General features: G+C 31.7%; 14 protein-coding genes. 5 read left to right on the top strand and 9 right to left on the bottom strand.

Annotated features, from left to right (window positions below; all coding sequences use genetic code 11):
- Nucleotides 1-32: 32 nt before the first annotated feature.
- Entirely contained in the window at nt 33-4,640 is a 4,608-nt protein-coding gene (locus GUI12_01095) for a hypothetical protein (protein ID UAT42756.1), read from the top strand.
- Between the two features lie 89 nt (nt 4,641-4,729).
- On the top strand, nt 4,730-8,008 hold the full coding sequence (locus GUI12_01090) for a hypothetical protein (protein ID UAT42755.1): 3,279 nt from the start codon (nt 4,730-4,732) through the stop codon (nt 8,006-8,008).
- Nucleotides 8,009-8,019: 11 nt separating this feature from the next.
- On the opposite strand, the gene GUI12_01085 is transcribed toward GUI12_01090, so the two are convergent.
- Entirely contained in the window at nt 8,020-10,350 is a 2,331-nt protein-coding gene (locus GUI12_01085) for a hypothetical protein (protein UAT42754.1), read from the bottom strand.
- A gap of 240 nt (nt 10,351-10,590) precedes the next feature.
- On the opposite strand from GUI12_01085, the gene GUI12_01080 reads away from it, so the two are divergent.
- Nucleotides 10,591-11,202 carry a septal ring lytic transglycosylase RlpA family protein gene (locus GUI12_01080; protein ID UAT42753.1) on the top strand — a complete coding sequence of 204 codons (612 nt, stop codon included), beginning with the start codon at nt 10,591-10,593 and terminating at the stop codon, nt 11,200-11,202.
- A 63-nt stretch (nt 11,203-11,265) separates the two neighbouring features.
- Here GUI12_01080 and GUI12_01075 read toward each other — a convergent pair whose 3' ends face one another.
- The 5 genes from GUI12_01075 to rplU all read right to left on the bottom strand — a co-directional run bounded on the left by GUI12_01075 (nt 11,266) and on the right by rplU (nt 13,554).
- Nucleotides 11,266-11,658 (bottom strand): TrbC/VirB2 family protein, encoded by a 393-nt coding sequence (locus GUI12_01075; protein ID UAT42752.1) that lies wholly within the window; start codon nt 11,656-11,658, stop codon nt 11,266-11,268.
- A 412-nt stretch (nt 11,659-12,070) separates the two neighbouring features.
- Nucleotides 12,071-12,457, bottom strand: coding sequence for a TrbC/VirB2 family protein (locus tag GUI12_01070; GenBank protein UAT42751.1), 387 nt, complete (start codon nt 12,455-12,457; stop codon nt 12,071-12,073).
- A 20-nt stretch (nt 12,458-12,477) separates the two neighbouring features.
- Nucleotides 12,478-12,906 (bottom strand): TrbC/VirB2 family protein, encoded by a 429-nt coding sequence (locus tag GUI12_01065; GenBank protein UAT42750.1) that lies wholly within the window; start codon nt 12,904-12,906, stop codon nt 12,478-12,480.
- Nucleotides 12,907-12,963: 57 nt separating this feature from the next.
- Nucleotides 12,964-13,227 (bottom strand): 50S ribosomal protein L27, encoded by a 264-nt coding sequence (gene rpmA / locus GUI12_01060; protein UAT42749.1) that lies wholly within the window; start codon nt 13,225-13,227, stop codon nt 12,964-12,966.
- 24 nt (nt 13,228-13,251) lie between these two features.
- A complete protein-coding gene (rplU, locus tag GUI12_01055) occupies nt 13,252-13,554 on the bottom strand; it encodes a 50S ribosomal protein L21 (GenBank protein ID UAT42748.1) in 303 nt (100 codons plus the stop codon).
- 157 nt (nt 13,555-13,711) lie between these two features.
- On the opposite strand from rplU, the gene ribB reads away from it, so the two are divergent.
- Nucleotides 13,712-14,347: a 3,4-dihydroxy-2-butanone-4-phosphate synthase gene (gene ribB, locus GUI12_01050; GenBank protein ID UAT42747.1), complete on the top strand. Its 636-nt coding sequence runs from the start codon at nt 13,712-13,714 to the stop codon at nt 14,345-14,347.
- A 10-nt stretch (nt 14,348-14,357) separates the two neighbouring features.
- Here the strand turns inward: ribB and GUI12_01045 are convergent, their stop codons facing one another.
- The 3 genes from GUI12_01045 to GUI12_01035 are packed head-to-tail and all read right to left on the bottom strand — an operon-like array spanning nt 14,358 to nt 16,089.
- Entirely contained in the window at nt 14,358-14,774 is a 417-nt protein-coding gene (locus tag GUI12_01045) for a hypothetical protein (GenBank protein ID UAT42746.1), read from the bottom strand.
- Between the two features lies 1 nt (nt 14,775).
- Nucleotides 14,776-15,660, bottom strand: coding sequence for a hypothetical protein (locus GUI12_01040; GenBank protein UAT42745.1), 885 nt, complete (start codon nt 15,658-15,660; stop codon nt 14,776-14,778).
- A gap of 21 nt (nt 15,661-15,681) precedes the next feature.
- Nucleotides 15,682-16,089, bottom strand: coding sequence for a hypothetical protein (locus GUI12_01035; GenBank protein ID UAT42744.1), 408 nt, complete (start codon nt 16,087-16,089; stop codon nt 15,682-15,684).
- Nucleotides 16,090-16,214: 125 nt separating this feature from the next.
- On the opposite strand from GUI12_01035, the gene aspS reads away from it, so the two are divergent.
- Nucleotides 16,215-17,996, top strand: coding sequence for an aspartate--tRNA ligase (aspS, locus tag GUI12_01030; GenBank protein UAT42743.1), 1,782 nt, complete (start codon nt 16,215-16,217; stop codon nt 17,994-17,996).
- Nucleotides 17,997-18,085 lie beyond the last annotated feature (89 nt).

Here is an 18,085-nt window from a genome sequence, read left to right as displayed (position 1 = left end):
ACATATACATTTTGTCCTATATTGTTTAAAAGATGTTACTTAGAATACTAAGTCTCCTTTTTTTTATAACAGCATACTTTACAATAGAATCAGTATGTAAATTAAATATAGTGCATGCCATAACTCCCTATAACAGATATGGATTTGATTGTAATTCAGATAGAAATCGTTGGCCATTATATTTAGGGCAAGGACTTTCAACTGGATGGTCAGGCGGCAATCGTCCTGATACAGGGAAACCCCAATTAACATGTTCCTCATTAATAATGAATGATCGTAGCACAGATCATGATTATAGGGTGTTAAATTGGGAACCTTCGCACTCAATAATGTATCAATTACCACAATCACTAAATGACGGATATATAAAAGTTGGCTTTAGAATGAATGAATATTATACATCTTGGTTTAAAGAAAAATACTATGGTAGTCACACAGCTCAATCTTATGGATGTATGAAAACTGCTATAAAACCTTGTCAGATATCAGATGTACCATCTAATGGATGCGCAAAAAATTCCAAACATGCAGATGGGTTATTAATTGTAGATTGTGTAGATACAATTTGGGCACCTAGAGCATTATCTGAGTGGAATACTTGGCACAGAGAAAAGGGTGGGATGAAAATTCCCAAAAAGCAATCTTCCACACCCACTAAAATAACTCATTTAAATGTAGCAGCAGTATATGCAAATTGTGCAGTATATGATGGCGACTTAAAAAATTCATCGAAAATAATAGATACAGAGCAAAATTGGTGGAATAAGTACGGATTAAAAAATTCAAATTGTAAAAATCGTATAAGAAATGATAATGGTGATTTAATAGCTGGCATTTATGGGACCTTCAGCTATTTCACAGGATCTAAAGGAGAAAATATGCACATAATGTGTGATGATTATCCCGCACTATTTAATAATATAACCAAAGTAACTACAACTTTTTGCACAAAATATAATACTGAGACAGAATCTAACATATTTGATTGTTGGCTTAATGAAATATTTAAACCATGGGCGGATGGGAATGTCCCAACAGAAAAAAATGGCAAAGAAAACCCTTTACATTCAGAATTTAGAATGTGCAGACAAGATGTATACCCACCAGATCTATCTGTAGCGGGCTCAAATAGGCCGCTATCGTTACCAGCAAAAACCAAAATATTACAAGAATTTGTTACTAGAATGTCTTCTTTACCGAAAGAAGAAAAAAGAATCAACAGATTAAAAATTGAATTAGATTATATCTTTAGACATTCTTGTGTATGCGTATTGTCACGCAATCAACCTTCAAAAAAGAATAAGATTGGCAGTTATCATCCAATGCTTTTAACAGGCGAAAGATGCGTCTTAATGCCTGTTAACACCGGAATTCGAACTATAAAATTTCCTGAATTTTGGCAAAGCAGGACTGTTAATAGATCTTATTTATCTGTACCAACAAAGCCCTCTGAATACTCTACAAGCAGTAATGATCTAGTGCTTAATACTTTCTCAAAAAGCAGTGTATCTTCAGGCATTGAATATGATGCCCTAAGATATAACGAATATGAAAAAAAAATAAGAGATACAATAGTAAAAAGAACACCATTAGGTGCAATAAATTCATATGTAAAGCAAGAAAAGCAGAGCTTAGAAAATCAATCCAATGAATTATTTAATACAGAAGTTGTATATAATTATTCTTATAGAGCCCCCTTTCCTGAAGTAGTCACTGCTAGCGCTGTTGATAATCAACACATTGAATTCATTATAGAAGGCAAAACAAAAACAATAGGTATAGGAGAAACACTTAGTAGCGATAAATATAATCTAAAAGCATTTAAAGCAAATAAAGATAGCAATACAGGAGGTATAATGCTAAAGACTGAATGCAGTGGGGTTTTAATTCCTGATACAGAGGCTATATCAGAATGCGAAGACAGCAAAAAAGAGTGCTATAACGAAGCTGGATTATCTAATGAAGAAAAAAAAGAGTGCGATGAAGATTATCAAACATGTATGAATAACGCACAAAAATTATTGTCCTGTCAAGATATGATGGATCAATGTAATAAAGAACCAAGTAATACGGCAGAAATTTGCCAAGCAAACTATAATCAATGTATTAAAACTCACTTCATTAATGAGAAAGGTAAATTTGGCTATTACTGCTCCGCTGATAATGAAAAAGGACAGGTGATTTATACCATCCCTGATATAAAATCTGGTAGTACTAATTACAATCAAATATGCTTAATGGGCTGGACACCCTATATCAACCTTAGCGGAAAAAAAGATGATGACATGATTCCTCTCGATAAACCCCTAGAATATAGTAAAATGGATAAATATGGTTTCACTTCTTATACTACAACCTCCGATCCAAGCGATCCTACGAAGCAAATTATAGACCATCAGATGGGTTTTTTATCAAGAGATTATGGCTTTATTGATATAGGATTAAATGAAAGTGGAAAAGAAGTCCCAGTTTATACTAGTATAACAAACATACCTTATGACAACGGAACAGATGTAAACTTAGGAAGTTTACATGGTTTTATGTATGATAATTCATGTTCATGTTTTAGACCATATACAACATCTGAAAGTTCTACATATAAAAGATATTCTGAAAGAAAAAATTTTATAGAATTAGAGGAATATTATACTCCCAAAGAGATCGAATCAGCATTAAAAAATGGCCATATTAGCGAAGAAGATATATATGTAACAGATAATTATGATGAAGCACGTAATATGATATATGATCTTAAAAATAAAGGAAGTGGAGCAAAATATTATATATTTGATAGTGGATATCAAGATTTTAGTAATTTCTCTAATCCTAAAGCAACCATGCTTATAAATGATTTGAATAGATCTCATCTATTGAAACATGGCATCCCTATTGCAGATCCCGTACATATGGGTTTATGTAAAGATGTACTGAACTATGCATATTCCGATGATTTATTAGAAAATGGCATTGTGCAGATAAAATTTCGGCCACAGTTTGCTACATATAATCAATCTGCCGCAACGGGCATACATTACATATACAAAGTAGGCGCAGAAGAATGGGAAGATGATGCTTCTGGTAATTATAATTTTGACACGTATGATTTTGAATTAAAAAATGAATATTATCCAAATCTGAAAATAGGCATTCACGCCAAAAGTTTTCAACTTTGCTCAAACAATGGAGTAAATTATACCGGGACAAAGATAAAAATATCATATAGAGCTACTAATGGAAAACAAATTGTAAATGAATTTTGCATGCCTACACATTTAACAAGCGGCAATAGTATAGGTGCTCGAACAGCAAGCGGCTTAGGATTGTCCTCATTTAATAATTCAAACAGTGCTATAAATTATATGACAAATAACTATATAGATCCCGATCTATACAAATATGTTAAAGGGGAAAACAATGGTCTTGCAAAATATTGGCCAGAAGACCCAAATAAGGGGAATATCATTTTCATGCCTATAATCCCTTCAGCAGATTACCCTATAGATGCACCCTTTGATACCAATGAGATAGACAAAGAGAATGAAGCAGCTATGCATGAAAAAATGACAAAGGTAAGATTAGATTATTTATTTAAAAAAGGCAGTAGCAGTGATGAATTAGAATACAGAAGAAACAATAAATTTTATTGTTATGATAATAAAACAAAAAAAGAAGCTGTAAAAAATAAATTCGGATACTATGTTTGTCCAGATAATCACATATTAAAAAATGACGTTGAAGAATATAAATTACCATTTAAAGATTATCCCCAAAAATGTGAAAATGCTCCAAGCTGTTTTTATAATCACCCAGATTTTGCATCTGGTGATGGATTTTTAGCGTGCCGCGATACAGGTGATAGTATCCAAATTCTTAAATCAGTTAAAAGCCTTAAAAAATCAAATTGCCCTCTACGACATGTAGGTGATGAAAATTTATATGCAACAATAGATTTAAAAAAATTAACTAATCCTGGTATTACAGGTCACACTCCAGAGATGTATAAAATGATATATCAAGACTTACCATTCCAAAATAACTGCATGATAGATTATCAAGATCAATACGGTGCATTTGAAGTAGCATATGTCCCATATACAGATAAAGGCGATGGATCGCTTGAAGTAAATTATAAAGCAGGAGAGCAAATAGATCTGCTGACAATGGAGGCTAGAACCAACAGAAGCAAATTTATTACAAAGCTCAAAACTTTATATTATGATCATACTGGAAAGATAAAAGGTAATGGAAAAAACGCTGAAATATATTATAAATTAGAACCTGTTATTCACTATCTCAATATTAATCACAGTGATTATCAATATTTAAAAAGTGAAAAAACAAAAAATATATTGAAAAATGTCAGTGCAGAACAAGCAGAAAAATATGGAGCGAAAGGTCTAGATGGAAGTGCAACTTATGATTTGCTCGCTACAGCATTTGTAGGTTACAGTGATTCTATGGTAGAAAATGATAATTATCTAAAAACAACCAAGCACTACGTTGCATACGACGATACAGATACATCAAAATACACAGATATAATGTTACCTGGTACGAGCTGTTTCATTAAAGCTCTAAGGATATCAGGAGCGGCGGCCAATATTCTCTCAGCACCATTGACTGTAAAAATAAAAAAATAAAACTAGAGAAAGTTTTTTATCTTCTTATTTAATATTTATTTAGTAAAAATCAATTTTAAATAGAATATATTCTAGAAAATTCTGTGCGAATGAGCCGCTTAGCCTTTTTGATAGCCTTTCTAATATGTATAAAATGCACGCCACTAAATGCTGGGATCAATCCATCGCAATTTGATGTAAGTGATTGTTCTGGTGCAGTAAATGCAAATTATCATCTAAGAACAACTGAAGATACAAAATTACAAAGTAGAGCTGCCATAAATAATACTAGCTTAAAATTCTATGGTGATGGATGCAAAAATGTAAGAGATTTTGGGACACTAAAAGTTAATGAAGGTTGTAAGCAAAAAAATTGGAACTATTCTTATGCAGAAGTTTTTTATGCACATTGCGCCCCTGATAATAACTTTCAACATAACGGCATAACTTATGCTGGAACGTATGGTACAGATCAAAATTTTCGTGCTAATGGTATATATGATAGCTACAGAAAAGCTATCATGAACTGCTCAGCTGATGATAATTGTTGCGTAAATAAAATATCAAAATGGGCAAATAGAGAATATCAGAGTGATTTGGATCGATACGATATAAGAAGTGAGCCACTAGGCGGTGCAAAAGGAAATAAAGATTATGTTAAAGAACAGAAAAAACGTAAAGATGATTTAATAAGAAATGCGTTAAATAGAAGTGATAAAACATGCGCGGGAATACTTAAGGAATTAGATTTTACATTTAACAGAAAATGCGCATGTGCTGAAAGATGCAAAGGCCAAATAGGATTATATAATGTAACATGTGCATTAATCCCAGAGATTCTTCCTCCAAGTCAATGCCCAGGGTTTAAAGCTGAAAGTATTGGTTCTGCTTCATTCTATGAGGACGATCCTATATTTTCAATTTATAAGTTATCAAATGTAAACGCCGAAGATATAACAACAAAAGAAGAAGAAAAATTCAACATAGAATCTGTAACAATATTACCTATTACTTCACAAAAGAAAGAGGAAGATCAAGAGATATCCACTTACTTTGAACCAAAATCGAAAATTAAGATCATAGGTAGTAAAAGAGAAGCAATAGGGAAAAAAATAAATAACAAGAACCCTCCCCAAAAAATGCAATATGTGAAAAAAGTGTTTATTTTAAAACATAATGCTAAACCCAGAGAAATAAATCATAAAATTAAATTCATGGATAAGGAGCTAATATTTACAACAAAAATCGTAGATAATAGTTTATGTACAACTTATTATGCTGATGATGGCAGCGCAATAAAAAGCTCTTGCTTTGAAAGGCCTGGGCTCCCTAAACCTGTTGATCTAGAAGGGATATTTAGTGATGATAACGAAATAACTGGCATCTCTTTTAATTTAGAAGGAATGAACTCATCCAACAAAATAAAATTAAATATTGGCGAAATAAACGATAAATTAGGACTATCCGTTGCAAAATTAAAAAAATCTCCCAAACATAATATTATCGAAACCAAAACGATATGTATAAATCCTCAAAATCCTTCAGATTACATTGAAAGACCCAATCAAAATATAAAATATGTAAGAAGTATTGAGGAAAATGATTTAATAGATTGTCCAGAAAATTATATTCAACATGAATCTTATATATCAGATGATGGGGATAATAATGTATGTATCGTTGGGTGGCAACCTAAACCAGAAATAATTACTATATTTGATCCAGTGAATAAAAAATATGTTCTGGCAAAACAATTACCTGAATCCTTTATACCTTATTCTGGCCCAGAAAATAACAAATTTATAGACTATGTAAATGCTGGACCAATAAATGTAGATAGAGCATCAGAATCAACTATAGAATCATTAACTCAAGATCCTTATGGTCAATATAAATACAATAATCAAATTTATAGATATGAGAAAGAGAAAAGATTTTTCTATATAGATCAGTCGATGCTTGAGCATTATCCAAGCATAGCAAAATCAAGAGAATTTGAAGGCATACAAAAAGAAGTTAAAATCCCTGAGTTATCACGTAACAAAAATAAGATATTAATAGCATCAAATTACGTAGGCAAAGATAATCAGAATATTATATTTAGCGGTGAACAAGATATGAATCAAAAAATACTTGATCCCATACTAGCAGATTTATGTGTAACAAAGAAATCAGGAAATAGAAAGTTTATAATAGACAACATAATAACACATGTATCAGCATTATCATGTCAGAGTAATCAAATAGAGGTGCATCTTGTTGGTGGAGGTGGCGCCAGTGGTATTGGAACATCCAATAGTACCTGCTCATCATTTAGCGGACACTCTGGCAATTATACCAAAGCTACAATAGACATAGATACAAATTCTTCTCATCAATATATGAAATTCCAGGTAGGAAAAGGAGGAAAAAGAAATGGGCAAAAAGGACAAGACAGCAAGATATTCATATGTGCAGATGCATATGGTAAGGATTGTTCTATACTTATAAATCCACATAATATCATGCAATCTAAGTCTGCTAACATAAATACACAGCAACGAAATTCTAATTTACCCAATAATAAAAAGCGTCAACAAACAAACAACGTATCTCCTGAAAATAGTATAAATAATTTACCTGCTCAAAATTCCAGTATGGTAGTATACGGTCATAAAATATCTATTATTACAAATAAGAGTAGAAAAAATGGAGAATGCATTGATACCAACGAATCAAAAATGATACAAAATAACCTAGTCGAAATGGAATCTATAGAACCATTTAAAAATCTACAATCTGAATCTTTGTGTGCAAAAAGTAACAATGAGGAAACAGAAAAATGTTCTGAAGATGATCTAGCAAGCAGAAAATGGTGCATGACATATTGCAACTTTGTTAATCCAGATAATAATCTAGGGTTTGAAACATGCTCTCAATATTGCAATATAAACTTGGATAGAAGCCTTGGATATAATACCCAGTGCATCACGAATACGACAATAGATAATCCCTCAGAAATTAGCGGGTGTAACAGCAGTATTGATGGTAAATGTCAACAAATATGTGCAATAGGCACAGTTATCAATATAAAGGATGATGAGACAAAATGGTGCCAAATGTTTTGCGATCCATTAAAACCAGAAACGTATGTCGGAAATAGAACGTGTAATAATGCAATGTTAAATTTCAAAAGATGCTGGAAAAGTGAATTATATCCCGTTCCACAAATACCATATAAATGCTCACAATCAAGCAGCATGGTTGCAATATCACAAGATAATACAATGAGCCTAGTACCTAAAGATCCCCTACTAATAGGCGCTGGAGGCTGTATCTCTACAGAAAACAAAAGGTGGCAATATGGAAGTGATGGAATGGTTATAATAAAGTGTACCGATAAAAACTAAGAATCTGATGCCTATATTTTTTCACTTTGTTGTTTTGAATCTAAAAACAGCTCAATCCAGTCTTTATTTTGCTCCTTGGCTTCTTTAACAGATTTCCACATTAATGAAATTGATTCTTCATCTGAAACAAAAAGAGGAAAGAATTTACTGTCTAATATATCAAATCTTACTATCGTACTTTTATCCCTTTGCTTTAAAAAGAATGACCTATCATAAGCCTGTAGTTCTTCTATCAGCGTCATTTCTTGCTCAGTGACTGAAATTTTATGAGCCATTTTCTTATCTATATCTGAAGTAAAGAATACAACAGTATCAATAAATTCATGTATCATATGGTCATTCTCTCTAATTTTTGCTGTATTTACCGATTCTATTACAATTAAAATCGTGCAATTTAATCTGCTTGCTCTAATCATAAGGTCTCTTATATATGTAAAATCGAAGAAATCCACCAATAAAGAACCAGCTATTCCTATAATTCTTGGGCTGCCATTTGCCTTATCAAAAACGCTATTTACTATATAATCCATTACAAAACGAAAATAGTTTCCATCATTTTTCAAGATATGCACATTAAATCCTTCAATTCTCTTTGCAAGAAACCTTTCCTCTGGTGCAAAAATTTTATCAAAAATAGGATTATTAACAAAAAAATCAAGCTTTTCTCCTTGCCTTAATAGAGCTTCTTTAACAGATTGCATATCATTTAAATCTGGAAGATTTTTCAAATCGTCAATTAAATTATTCAATTCCTCATCATTTAAAATACGCTCTCCCGAATATTGATCTTTTAGGTGACAAAGGCTACTACGCAAAATACGCGTACCGCTATCGGTATTAATTTTTGCAAAGGGATTAAACCCATATTTTGCAGGTTTATCATCAGAAAAATTCAGAAATTTTCCGCCCATGGCATAACTAAAGACATACCCTCTAATATTTTTATCAATCAGAACCACCTGTAGATCAGGTATTTTCATTATAGATTGACTAAGTAAGAAATTACGCAGTGAAGATCTTCCACTTCCTTGATTTCCCGTAATGACCATATGACCTGCAACTTTGCTTGTACCATGAAAATTAAAGAAATTCATTCGATTCCCTAAGGTTCGAAAACCGGCAATAACAACTCCCCAAAGACCTCCTGTTATCAATCCGCTAAAATAATCACCTATATCTGTCAAAATACAAGTATTGTAAATTGTAGTCATATTCATCTTATGAATATAAGCAAAATTACCAGGAAAAGTAGAATAATACATATTTTCCAAAAATATATCGTGCCTAATAACTATAAATCCACATTTACTTAATAGATTCATTAAAGCATGGATTTTTTCATCTACTTTAGCAATGTCGTAATCAAATAGAGTAATAGTTAAACTATTGTTACAAAAACCAGATTGTGCATCTTTCTTTTCAAAATTTTTCAATAACATACTTTCTTTTAATGTATCATCATCGCTGATATTAAGCATGGAAACTTGTTCGTCATAAATTGAATGGGCTTTTTTCATATTTTCTTCAAATATAATAATTTCTGTTATTATGAACTCTTGCTCATTTTCAAATATATTATTGATATCTACCATATCTTTGGGTACGCGAGCTTCTTTCAAAGAAATCAAACTAGCATATCGGCTTTGTGACATTTCTTCATCATATATTTGGAATACGTTGTGTCCAAAGGCAATTTTATAATCCTTAACTATAGAAGCAGATAGATTTTTTCTCTCTAAAGAGTATTCCCTATTCGCAAATGAAACTAAAAAATCAAAATAAATAGATGGCTCAGCAACAGAATCCCTAACTTTTAATACCTTTATATTAAATTGCTTCATATTCTCCATAAAATTCTCTTTGATTTTTTGGAGTTTAAGGCGCTCTTTTGCAAATATATCTTCTAATGTTTTTCTTGCTGTAAAACCAATAAAAAGATTTTTGACGCGACTTAGAAATTTGTTAAATATCTTTGGACGCTTAGAAATACAAGTTATATATAAATAGTTTGTAAATTTCCGCCTAGAATCATTGTTTTGCACAAAATCTTCATAAATACGTGACATAATGCTATCGTTATCATTACGCATTACAAAATCACCTTTTTTTATTCTAGTTCTCACAGTTTGTATCCATAATGCCATTTCCATTTTTTCACATAGAGGCAAAGATTTTTGTAATGCAACTCTGATAGAATCATAAGAATAAAATTCTTCCAATCTCACGGTAAATAATAATTCACCATTCTTTGTGACTACAGTTTCAGAATCATAATAAAAAGCATAAGGCGTAACTTCTGAAGATAATTTCGTGAATTGAGCCTTTTCTTTTGTAACATTCATCAGATAAGGGAGATAATTTATACATTACAGTTTAAAAAAAAAAATTAAATAAATAATAAATTGATAAAACATCATACCATATTTGCATAAAATAAAAGTTTTTTAGATAAGATAATTACTTAATCAATTAATATAAAACACTTGAAATATTTGTTAAAACAAAATATTTTTTATGTGTAAAGCTATAAAAATCTATTTTTGATATATAATTAACATGTATATATACGTAAATTCATTAACATGTACAATTTTAAATACGTTGAAACACCCACTAAATTAATTAGAATAGTACTGCTGACAACACTCTTATTAAGTAGTACATTATCTACAGATATACTTCTTGCTTCTGATATCCAAGATGGTCAAGATGTTCTATATAACTATAAGGTAAGAGGGAAATCATATTCAGTTATTAATGGCAAAGGTTACAAAGAACGCGGCATTGCATCTTGGTACGGTGCTGATTTTCATGATCGCCTTACTGCAAGTGGAGAGCTTTATGACAAAAATTCTATAGTTGCTGCACATAGAAATTTACCCTTGCATTCGATCGTAGAGGTTAAAAATTTAAAAAATGGCAAAAAGATACGTGTTAGAGTTTGCGATCGTGGTCCTTTCTATGATGATAGGATCATTGATCTTTCTGAAGCAGCAGCAAAAGAGTTGGATTTTTTTGAAGATGGTTTGACAGAAGTAGAGGTAAAATTCATCAAAATTGCAAACATTAAGCAGAATTTTCATAAAGAAAATAAACACCTAAGAAACCTGAATCTAATATCAGATAATAAAATGCGTTCATTAAAAGCTTTGCATTACAAAAAAATGCATGAAAAACGTAAGGGGAATCAATAAAAACCTATCTTACTTTAGCAATCATGATCGTGCTTTGTACATGTGATGATTATTCATTAATCATCATGCAGTGCCACCACTACCGCTGCCATCAACTGAGCCCCACTCACATTCAACTAAAGCGGTATCTCCCATTATCCAACTCATCAATGTTTCAGCGCCAAAAACTAACATAATTCCACCTGCAACTATGAAAAGCATACTGGCAGAAACTTTTCCCATGAAGAAACTATAACCCGTAATGACAATTACCAAAGTCGCGATACCCTGTGCAACTGGACCAGATATAGTACGTATAACGTTACACATAATTTGTACTATTATATTGTCAGTACCCATATTAGGATCTTCAGCTAAAACAGTAGAACCTATAAAAAGTAACAGAGCAACTAATCCAAAGTAAAAAACAAAGATATAAAGCTTGTATTCAAGATATTTTGATAGATCTTTTTGCATATAGAACTCATAGCATGTTATACACTTATAAATTGAATTCTACTATAATTATGTTAATAATATGAAAATTTACACAACCTATAATTTGTAATTATCTCCTTTATTTCATTTAGAAATAATAGAAGCATCACTATCAATAATAACAATGATCATATCTCTCTAATACAAAAGCTTCAAACTTTTATATCTCCAAACATTAAAATACAACACACTATCGCCCCTATACCCTAAGTAAATTAGGCATCACTCATCAGAGATGAGCAAAATATTAAACGCCCATTGTATAATAAAAATTTTCTAATACTATCTCTCCTTAAAAAAATCCCCTATTATAACAATAAGCAATATAGTAATCAGCAAATTGAGAAAAACAAAAACAGCAAGACACAATCTACTATCCTTATATTTTTTCCTATCCTATTCCAAAACCACCATCAAATGATGGAGATAACGAGCAATCTACAAAGCTTTCACCACTGGCTGATAGACCTTTAGTAATAGCTGGAATAATTGCTGGTGCTCCAAATACTAATAGTATTCCACCAGATATAATAAACAGCATTGAAGTTGATATTTTCCCCATGAAAAAACTATAACCGGTAATGGCAATAATAAGAACAGCAACACCCTGCGCAACAGTTCCAGAGACTATATTTTGTACATTACAAAACAGCTGGCTTATTATACTATCAGCAGATTTTTCATCAAATGCCTCTGCCAACGCATACTCAATATTGTAATAATAGTAAGTAAAAAGTAAAAACACAATAAGCCATTTTTGCAAATATTTCCCCTCCATAATAGACTCATGACAATAGCTTAAGCTCCAATACCACTATCAAAAACTGAACAATCTTCAAAGCTTTCACCACTGGCTGATAGACCCTTAGTAATAGCTGGAATAATTGCTGGTGCTCCAAATACTAACAGTATTCCACCAGATATAATAAATAGCATTGAAGTTGATATTTTCCCCATGAAAAAACTATAACCGGTAATGGCAATAATAAGAACAGCAACACCCTGCGCAACAGTTCCAGAAACTATATTTTGTACGTTACAAAACAGCTGCTTTATTATACTATCAGCAGATTTTTCATCAAATGCCTCTGCCAACGCACAATCAACATTGCAATAATATGCAAGAAACAAAAATAAGAACAAGAACAACCGGTTCTGCAGATTTAGATCCTCTCCATAACCCTTCATTTGAAACCTCCCAACTCCAATAGAGTTTAAAAGGTCCATTATATCATTAAAAAGTTAATTTTAAGAAAATAAATTAGGAATAATCAAAAAATCAGATTAATCAGCTTTGGTCTGTAAAACATCAACAAACGTTCTACCTTTGTAGCCCTTGCGAAAAGAAACGTAACCATCGGTAGCTGCATGTACACTATGGGTTCTTCCACTGAAAGCATTACGTCCAGGATAGAATTTAGTACCCCTCTGAGTTACTATCATCACTCCAACTGTCACCTTCTCTCCACCGAATTTATACACCTGCAGATGTTTACCGGGGGAATCCCGACCATTCGACGTACTACCACCAGATTTTTTCGTAGCCATAAAGCAATCACAACCTCTAAAAAACTATTTACTTATTTCTCTAACTTTAAGAACTGTAAAACGCTGCCTATGACCTTGTTTGCGTTTATAACCTTTACGCCTTTTTTTCTTGAAAACAACAATTTTATCAGCTTTTTTATGTTCTAAAACTTCTAATCTTACTTTTCCAACACCTAACTCTACATTACCTTCATTATCGGAAACAAACATGGCATCCAACTCCACACTCTCCCCTACATCAGAATTCATTTTTTCAACGCCAATAACACTATTTAGAATCACTCTATGTTGTTTACCATCTAGAGTGCGAATTACAGCCGATAACATAGCTATACCAAAAAACTCCTATACAATACTACGACAATAATATTGATTTTGAAGTAAAAAGTCAATATATTTAGTTCTGATCAACGGCAAATATATCATTAGATTTAGATGATCCGTGCACTCAATTGTTGTTATGTTTTCAATTTTTAGCTGAATTATGGAAATTAAAATTGCAAATTTGCAAGATGCTATAAATGATTTAATCGGCAGCAATCCTGTTATCATTATTGATGATCCCGATAGAGAAAACGAAGGTGATTTGATATGCCCTGTTGAAATTTTGACCCCAGCAATTATCAATTTTATGATAAAAAACTGCGGTGGCATGATATGCATCACCATAACAGAAGAACAGAGAAAAAAATTTAATTTACCCATTATAGAAAAACGCAACGTCAACAGAAATATGGCAAATTTCACTGTGCCTATTGAAGCAGCTCATGGGATATCAACTGGGATATCAGCCAATGATAGATATAAATCCATAAAGACGTTAACCGATGCAAATAGTACTATTTCTGATATTGCAATTCCTGGACATGTAATGCCCATTGTCATTGAATCTGCCGGATTACAAAAAAGAAAAGGTCATACTGAAGCTAGTGCTTCGCTAAGCAAACTTGCAGGATTTACTGTTAATAACGTAATATGCGAAGTATTAAATGAAAATGGTGACTCTGCAAAAGGAGATATCTTGCAGCAATTTGCTCAAAAACACAATTTGCGTATCATAGATATCAATTCAATTAAGCAAAATATGATAGAACAAAATATAGATTTCAAATTAGATTGATGCTCTGAATTTAAACTCTTTCTATACTATCTTTATCATTAATAGATTGTAAGATATCTTCAAAAGTTTTTTCAGATTCGCTTTTTTGCTTTTTCTTGTTTATTACGTGACCAAATTTTGAAAGACCAGCGCTGCTAACTGACTCTATGTCATCCATTATTCTTTCAGCACGATCAATTAAAAATTTCAAATCTGATATTGAAGCATTAGATTTATCCAACAAATCTGAAAAAGTTTTTTCACATTTCACAGCTTCTGCTTGCAGCTCATCATTAACTTTTACACTAGAATTTATAGTATAATTAAGATTCTTAAACATACGGTCTAATCTATCATAATCCAATCCTATTTTTTTCAAATCAGAAGATAATTTCATATAATAGAATATGGTTACTCCTAATAAAAAAATAATCATTCCTTCAAACATATCATTCGTCCTCTGTAACAATGTAATCAACCTTAACAGCTATTTTTTTGTCCAATTCTCCTAAAGAACAGTACCCAAGATCAGTACTCATAGATCTCATAACTACCCTTGTTAAATCGGCAGGGTTTATTGCAATTTTATCACCTATTTTAATATCTTTTGTATGCTTAGCAGATACTTCATCCAACTTAACTACAAAATCAATTTTTGTTTTGATATCAATTACAGAACCTCTAAGGCTTTTATCACCCTTTACACGTTCTTTTTGCTTTATATTAAAATCCAATAACAAAGATTCTATGAAATTGCTAGGCATGAATATCCGCACAGTAGAAGAAACATCATTAACTGTTAATTTCAAATTAAAAATAACTCCCTTATCTATGGCAAGATATATAGTTTCGTTATCTTTTATATCACAAACAATAGGCTTATAATCGACACTTATTCTAAATTTCAATGCACTAACAACACTCTTAAATATGTGATTAGTAAACATCCGTAATATTCTATACTCTATATCTGTCAGAGTTCTATTGAAATATTTCTCGTCTTGTATTGTATTTTTGTTTTCATTTTTCACTCCTTTTAGAATATCTCTATTAAAACTATGCAATATATAGTCAAAAAGAAATTTCACTTCATCAGAATCGAGTAAAAGCAACAAAGGATCATCACCAAAATGAGAAATAAAGATATAAGGATAATCTGGAATAATATTCCGTAAGATCACATTATTTTCAAGTTTATAATCTTTAGTAATAGAAACAGTATTAAACCTTCTAAGGTCATTGACTATAAATCGCATAAGACAATTGAAGATTTTATCAAAGAAAATTTTGCGATCTTTCTCTACTAAATTGAAAATAACATCTTTATGTTGCATCTAATTAAAAAAGCACAATTATCAGCCCGTCATTATCTCTTCGAAAAGTATATTTTTTACTACTGTAGGCTGCACCGCTTTATTAAGTCGCAACATTAGTTCTTCTCTCATGATGTACAATGCATTACTTCCGTGTAAATCTGCAGGTCTAAGAGCAGTAAAATATTTCAAACACATATCTCTTATATATGGATCGAATTTTTTTATAGCCTTCAAATCCAACATATTATCCAATTCTATCGAGATCTTAATCTGCAATAATTCTTTTCCTTGATCCAGATTAACATCAAAGATCTTTACAGAATAAAAAAAAGGGCCTTTTTTACTATCATAGAGATCCATAACATATTTTGTCCCGAATGCGGCACCCAGCATACAAGAAATTACCACAGCTAGGAATATTAAATTAACCTTTTTTAAACCAAGCATAAACAAATTCAAATAATTAGAGAAATACAAACATCTATTAAATTATATAATAAATAATGAAGATCAATAGTAAAAAAGATATTTTTGCCTTATCATTTTCAGTATAGAAGTTTTTTTGTATTGGAATGAACAATTGTTACAGAGATATTAATCTGGCTGAGATTACAGAGAGTGATGTTGGAAAGAGCCTAAAGATATCAGGATGGATATTTCATAAAAGAGATCATGGCGGATTATTATTCCTTGATATTCGTGATTACTATGGCATTTTACAAACCGTGTGCAATGAAAAACATAATGATTTTGAAACTATCTCTTCTATTAGAATAGAAAGTGTTGTAACCATAGAAGGAAAAATAAGATCAAGAAGTCCTGAAACAATCAATGAATCTATCCCAAATGGTAAAATAGAGCTGGAAATTGAGAAATTTCATGTTGAATCAAGAGCAGATGTATTACCTCTCCCTATAGCATCTGAAGATAATTATTCTGAAGAAATAAGGCTAAAGTACAGATTTTTAGATCTTAGACGAGAAAAAATGAAGAACAACATGAATCTTCGTGCAAGCGTTCTAAATGATATAAGGCAATTTATGACAGAAAATAAATTCCTTGAAGTACAGACTCCTATTTTAACCTCTTCTTCTCCAGAAGGTGCAAGAGATTATCTTGTGCCTAGTAGAATAAACAAGGGCAAATTTTATGCATTACCTCAAGCACCACAAATATTTAAACAATTGCTTATGGTTTCTGGCTTTGATAGATATTATCAAATAGCACCCTGTTTCAGAGATGAAGATTCAAGAGCAGATCGCTCACCTGGTGAATTCTATCAATTAGATGTGGAAATGGCTTTTGTAGAGCAAAATGAAATATTTTCCATCTTTGAGAAATTACTATTAAAGATATTTAAAAAATATCTGAAAGATAAAACAATAGATGAGGATTTTATCCAAATTCCATTTCGAGAATCAATTGCGAAATACGGCACAGATAAACCTGATTTAAGAAACAGCATTGAATTATCTGAGGTAACAGACATATTTGCAGATTCGGAATTTTCTATCTTCAAAAAAAGTATTGAAAAAGGAATGATAGTAAAAGCTATCCCAGCACCAGGAACAGGCAATCATCCTAGAAGTTTCTTCGATAAAAAGATAAATTATGCGATTACAGAACTTCAGGCTTCAGGATTAGGGTATATAAATTTTAATTCTGAAGGAGAAGCAAAAGGGCCCATCGCAAAATTCTTGACTCCTGATAAAATAAATAAACTAAAAGAAATTACTAAGATTAAACCGGGTGATGCTGTATTTTTCTCTTGCGATAATTCTGAAAAAGCACATTATATTGCCGGAGAAGTTAGAAAGAATCTGGGGACAGAGCTAGGTTTAATAGATGAGAATCTATTCAAATTTTGTTGGATTACAGATTTCCCTTATTTCCAATATGATGAAACCAAAAGACATGTTGATTTCTTCCATAACCCCTTCTCTATGCCACAAGGCGGTCTACAATCTTTAAAAGAAAAAGATCCCTTAGATATCCTTGCTTATCAATACGATATTGTCTGTAATGGCGTAGAGTTATCAAGTGGTGCAATTAGAAATCATAAACTTGATGTATTAGAAGAAGCATTTAAAATCGCTGGATATAAAGATGGTGAATTGGCATCAAAATTCCCGAGTCTATATAATGCTTTCAAATTTGGGGCCCCTCCTCACGGTGGTTTAGCTCCAGGAATAGATAGAATCATCATGCTTCTTTCAGGAGCAAAAAATATAAGAGAAGTGATATGTTTTCCGCTGAATCAAAAGGGTGAAGATTTAATGATGGGGGCACCATCAACAGTATCAGAGAAACAATTAAAAGAATTAAATATTACACTAACAAAAAAGACCAATTAATGTTAATGTAACCGAATTGTTTGTTTAATATTACATATATCAATATCTAACCCAGAGCGTGGGACTAGTGTGTGCAACCCTCCTGATAA

Source organism: Anaplasmataceae bacterium AB001_6 (genome assembly GCA_020002265.1).
In the GTDB taxonomy this organism is placed as follows: Bacteria; Pseudomonadota; Alphaproteobacteria; order Rickettsiales; family Anaplasmataceae; genus AB001-6.
The sequence above is the reverse complement of the archived record's forward strand: the minus strand, read 5'-3'. Positions and strand labels throughout refer to the sequence as shown.

Bases quoted from the DNA above. Each gene is read 5' to 3' on its own strand.
- GUI12_01040 (UAT42745.1), bottom strand. From the start codon at position 15,660: ATGCAACATAAAGATGTTATTTTCAATTTAGTAGAGAAAGATCGCAAA.
- GUI12_01065 (UAT42750.1), bottom strand. From the start codon at position 12,906: ATGGACCTTTTAAACTCTATTGGAGTTGGGAGGTTTCAAATGAAGGGT.
- ribB (UAT42747.1), top strand. From the start codon at position 13,712: ATGGAAATTAAAATTGCAAATTTGCAAGATGCTATAAATGATTTAATC.
- GUI12_01070 (UAT42751.1), bottom strand. From the start codon at position 12,457: ATGGAGGGGAAATATTTGCAAAAATGGCTTATTGTGTTTTTACTTTTT.
- GUI12_01075 (UAT42752.1), bottom strand. From the start codon at position 11,658: ATGCAAAAAGATCTATCAAAATATCTTGAATACAAGCTTTATATCTTT.
- GUI12_01095 (UAT42756.1), top strand. From the start codon at position 33: ATGTTACTTAGAATACTAAGTCTCCTTTTTTTTATAACAGCATACTTT.
- GUI12_01090 (UAT42755.1), top strand. From the start codon at position 4,730: ATGAGCCGCTTAGCCTTTTTGATAGCCTTTCTAATATGTATAAAATGC.
- GUI12_01045 (UAT42746.1), bottom strand. From the start codon at position 14,774: ATGTTTGAAGGAATGATTATTTTTTTATTAGGAGTAACCATATTCTAT.
- aspS (UAT42743.1), top strand. From the start codon at position 16,215: ATGAACAATTGTTACAGAGATATTAATCTGGCTGAGATTACAGAGAGT.
- rplU (UAT42748.1), bottom strand. From the start codon at position 13,554: ATGTTATCGGCTGTAATTCGCACTCTAGATGGTAAACAACATAGAGTG.
- GUI12_01080 (UAT42753.1), top strand. From the start codon at position 10,591: ATGTACAATTTTAAATACGTTGAAACACCCACTAAATTAATTAGAATA.
- rpmA (UAT42749.1), bottom strand. From the start codon at position 13,227: ATGGCTACGAAAAAATCTGGTGGTAGTACGTCGAATGGTCGGGATTCC.
- GUI12_01035 (UAT42744.1), bottom strand. From the start codon at position 16,089: ATGCTTGGTTTAAAAAAGGTTAATTTAATATTCCTAGCTGTGGTAATT.
- GUI12_01085 (UAT42754.1), bottom strand. From the start codon at position 10,350: ATGAATGTTACAAAAGAAAAGGCTCAATTCACGAAATTATCTTCAGAA.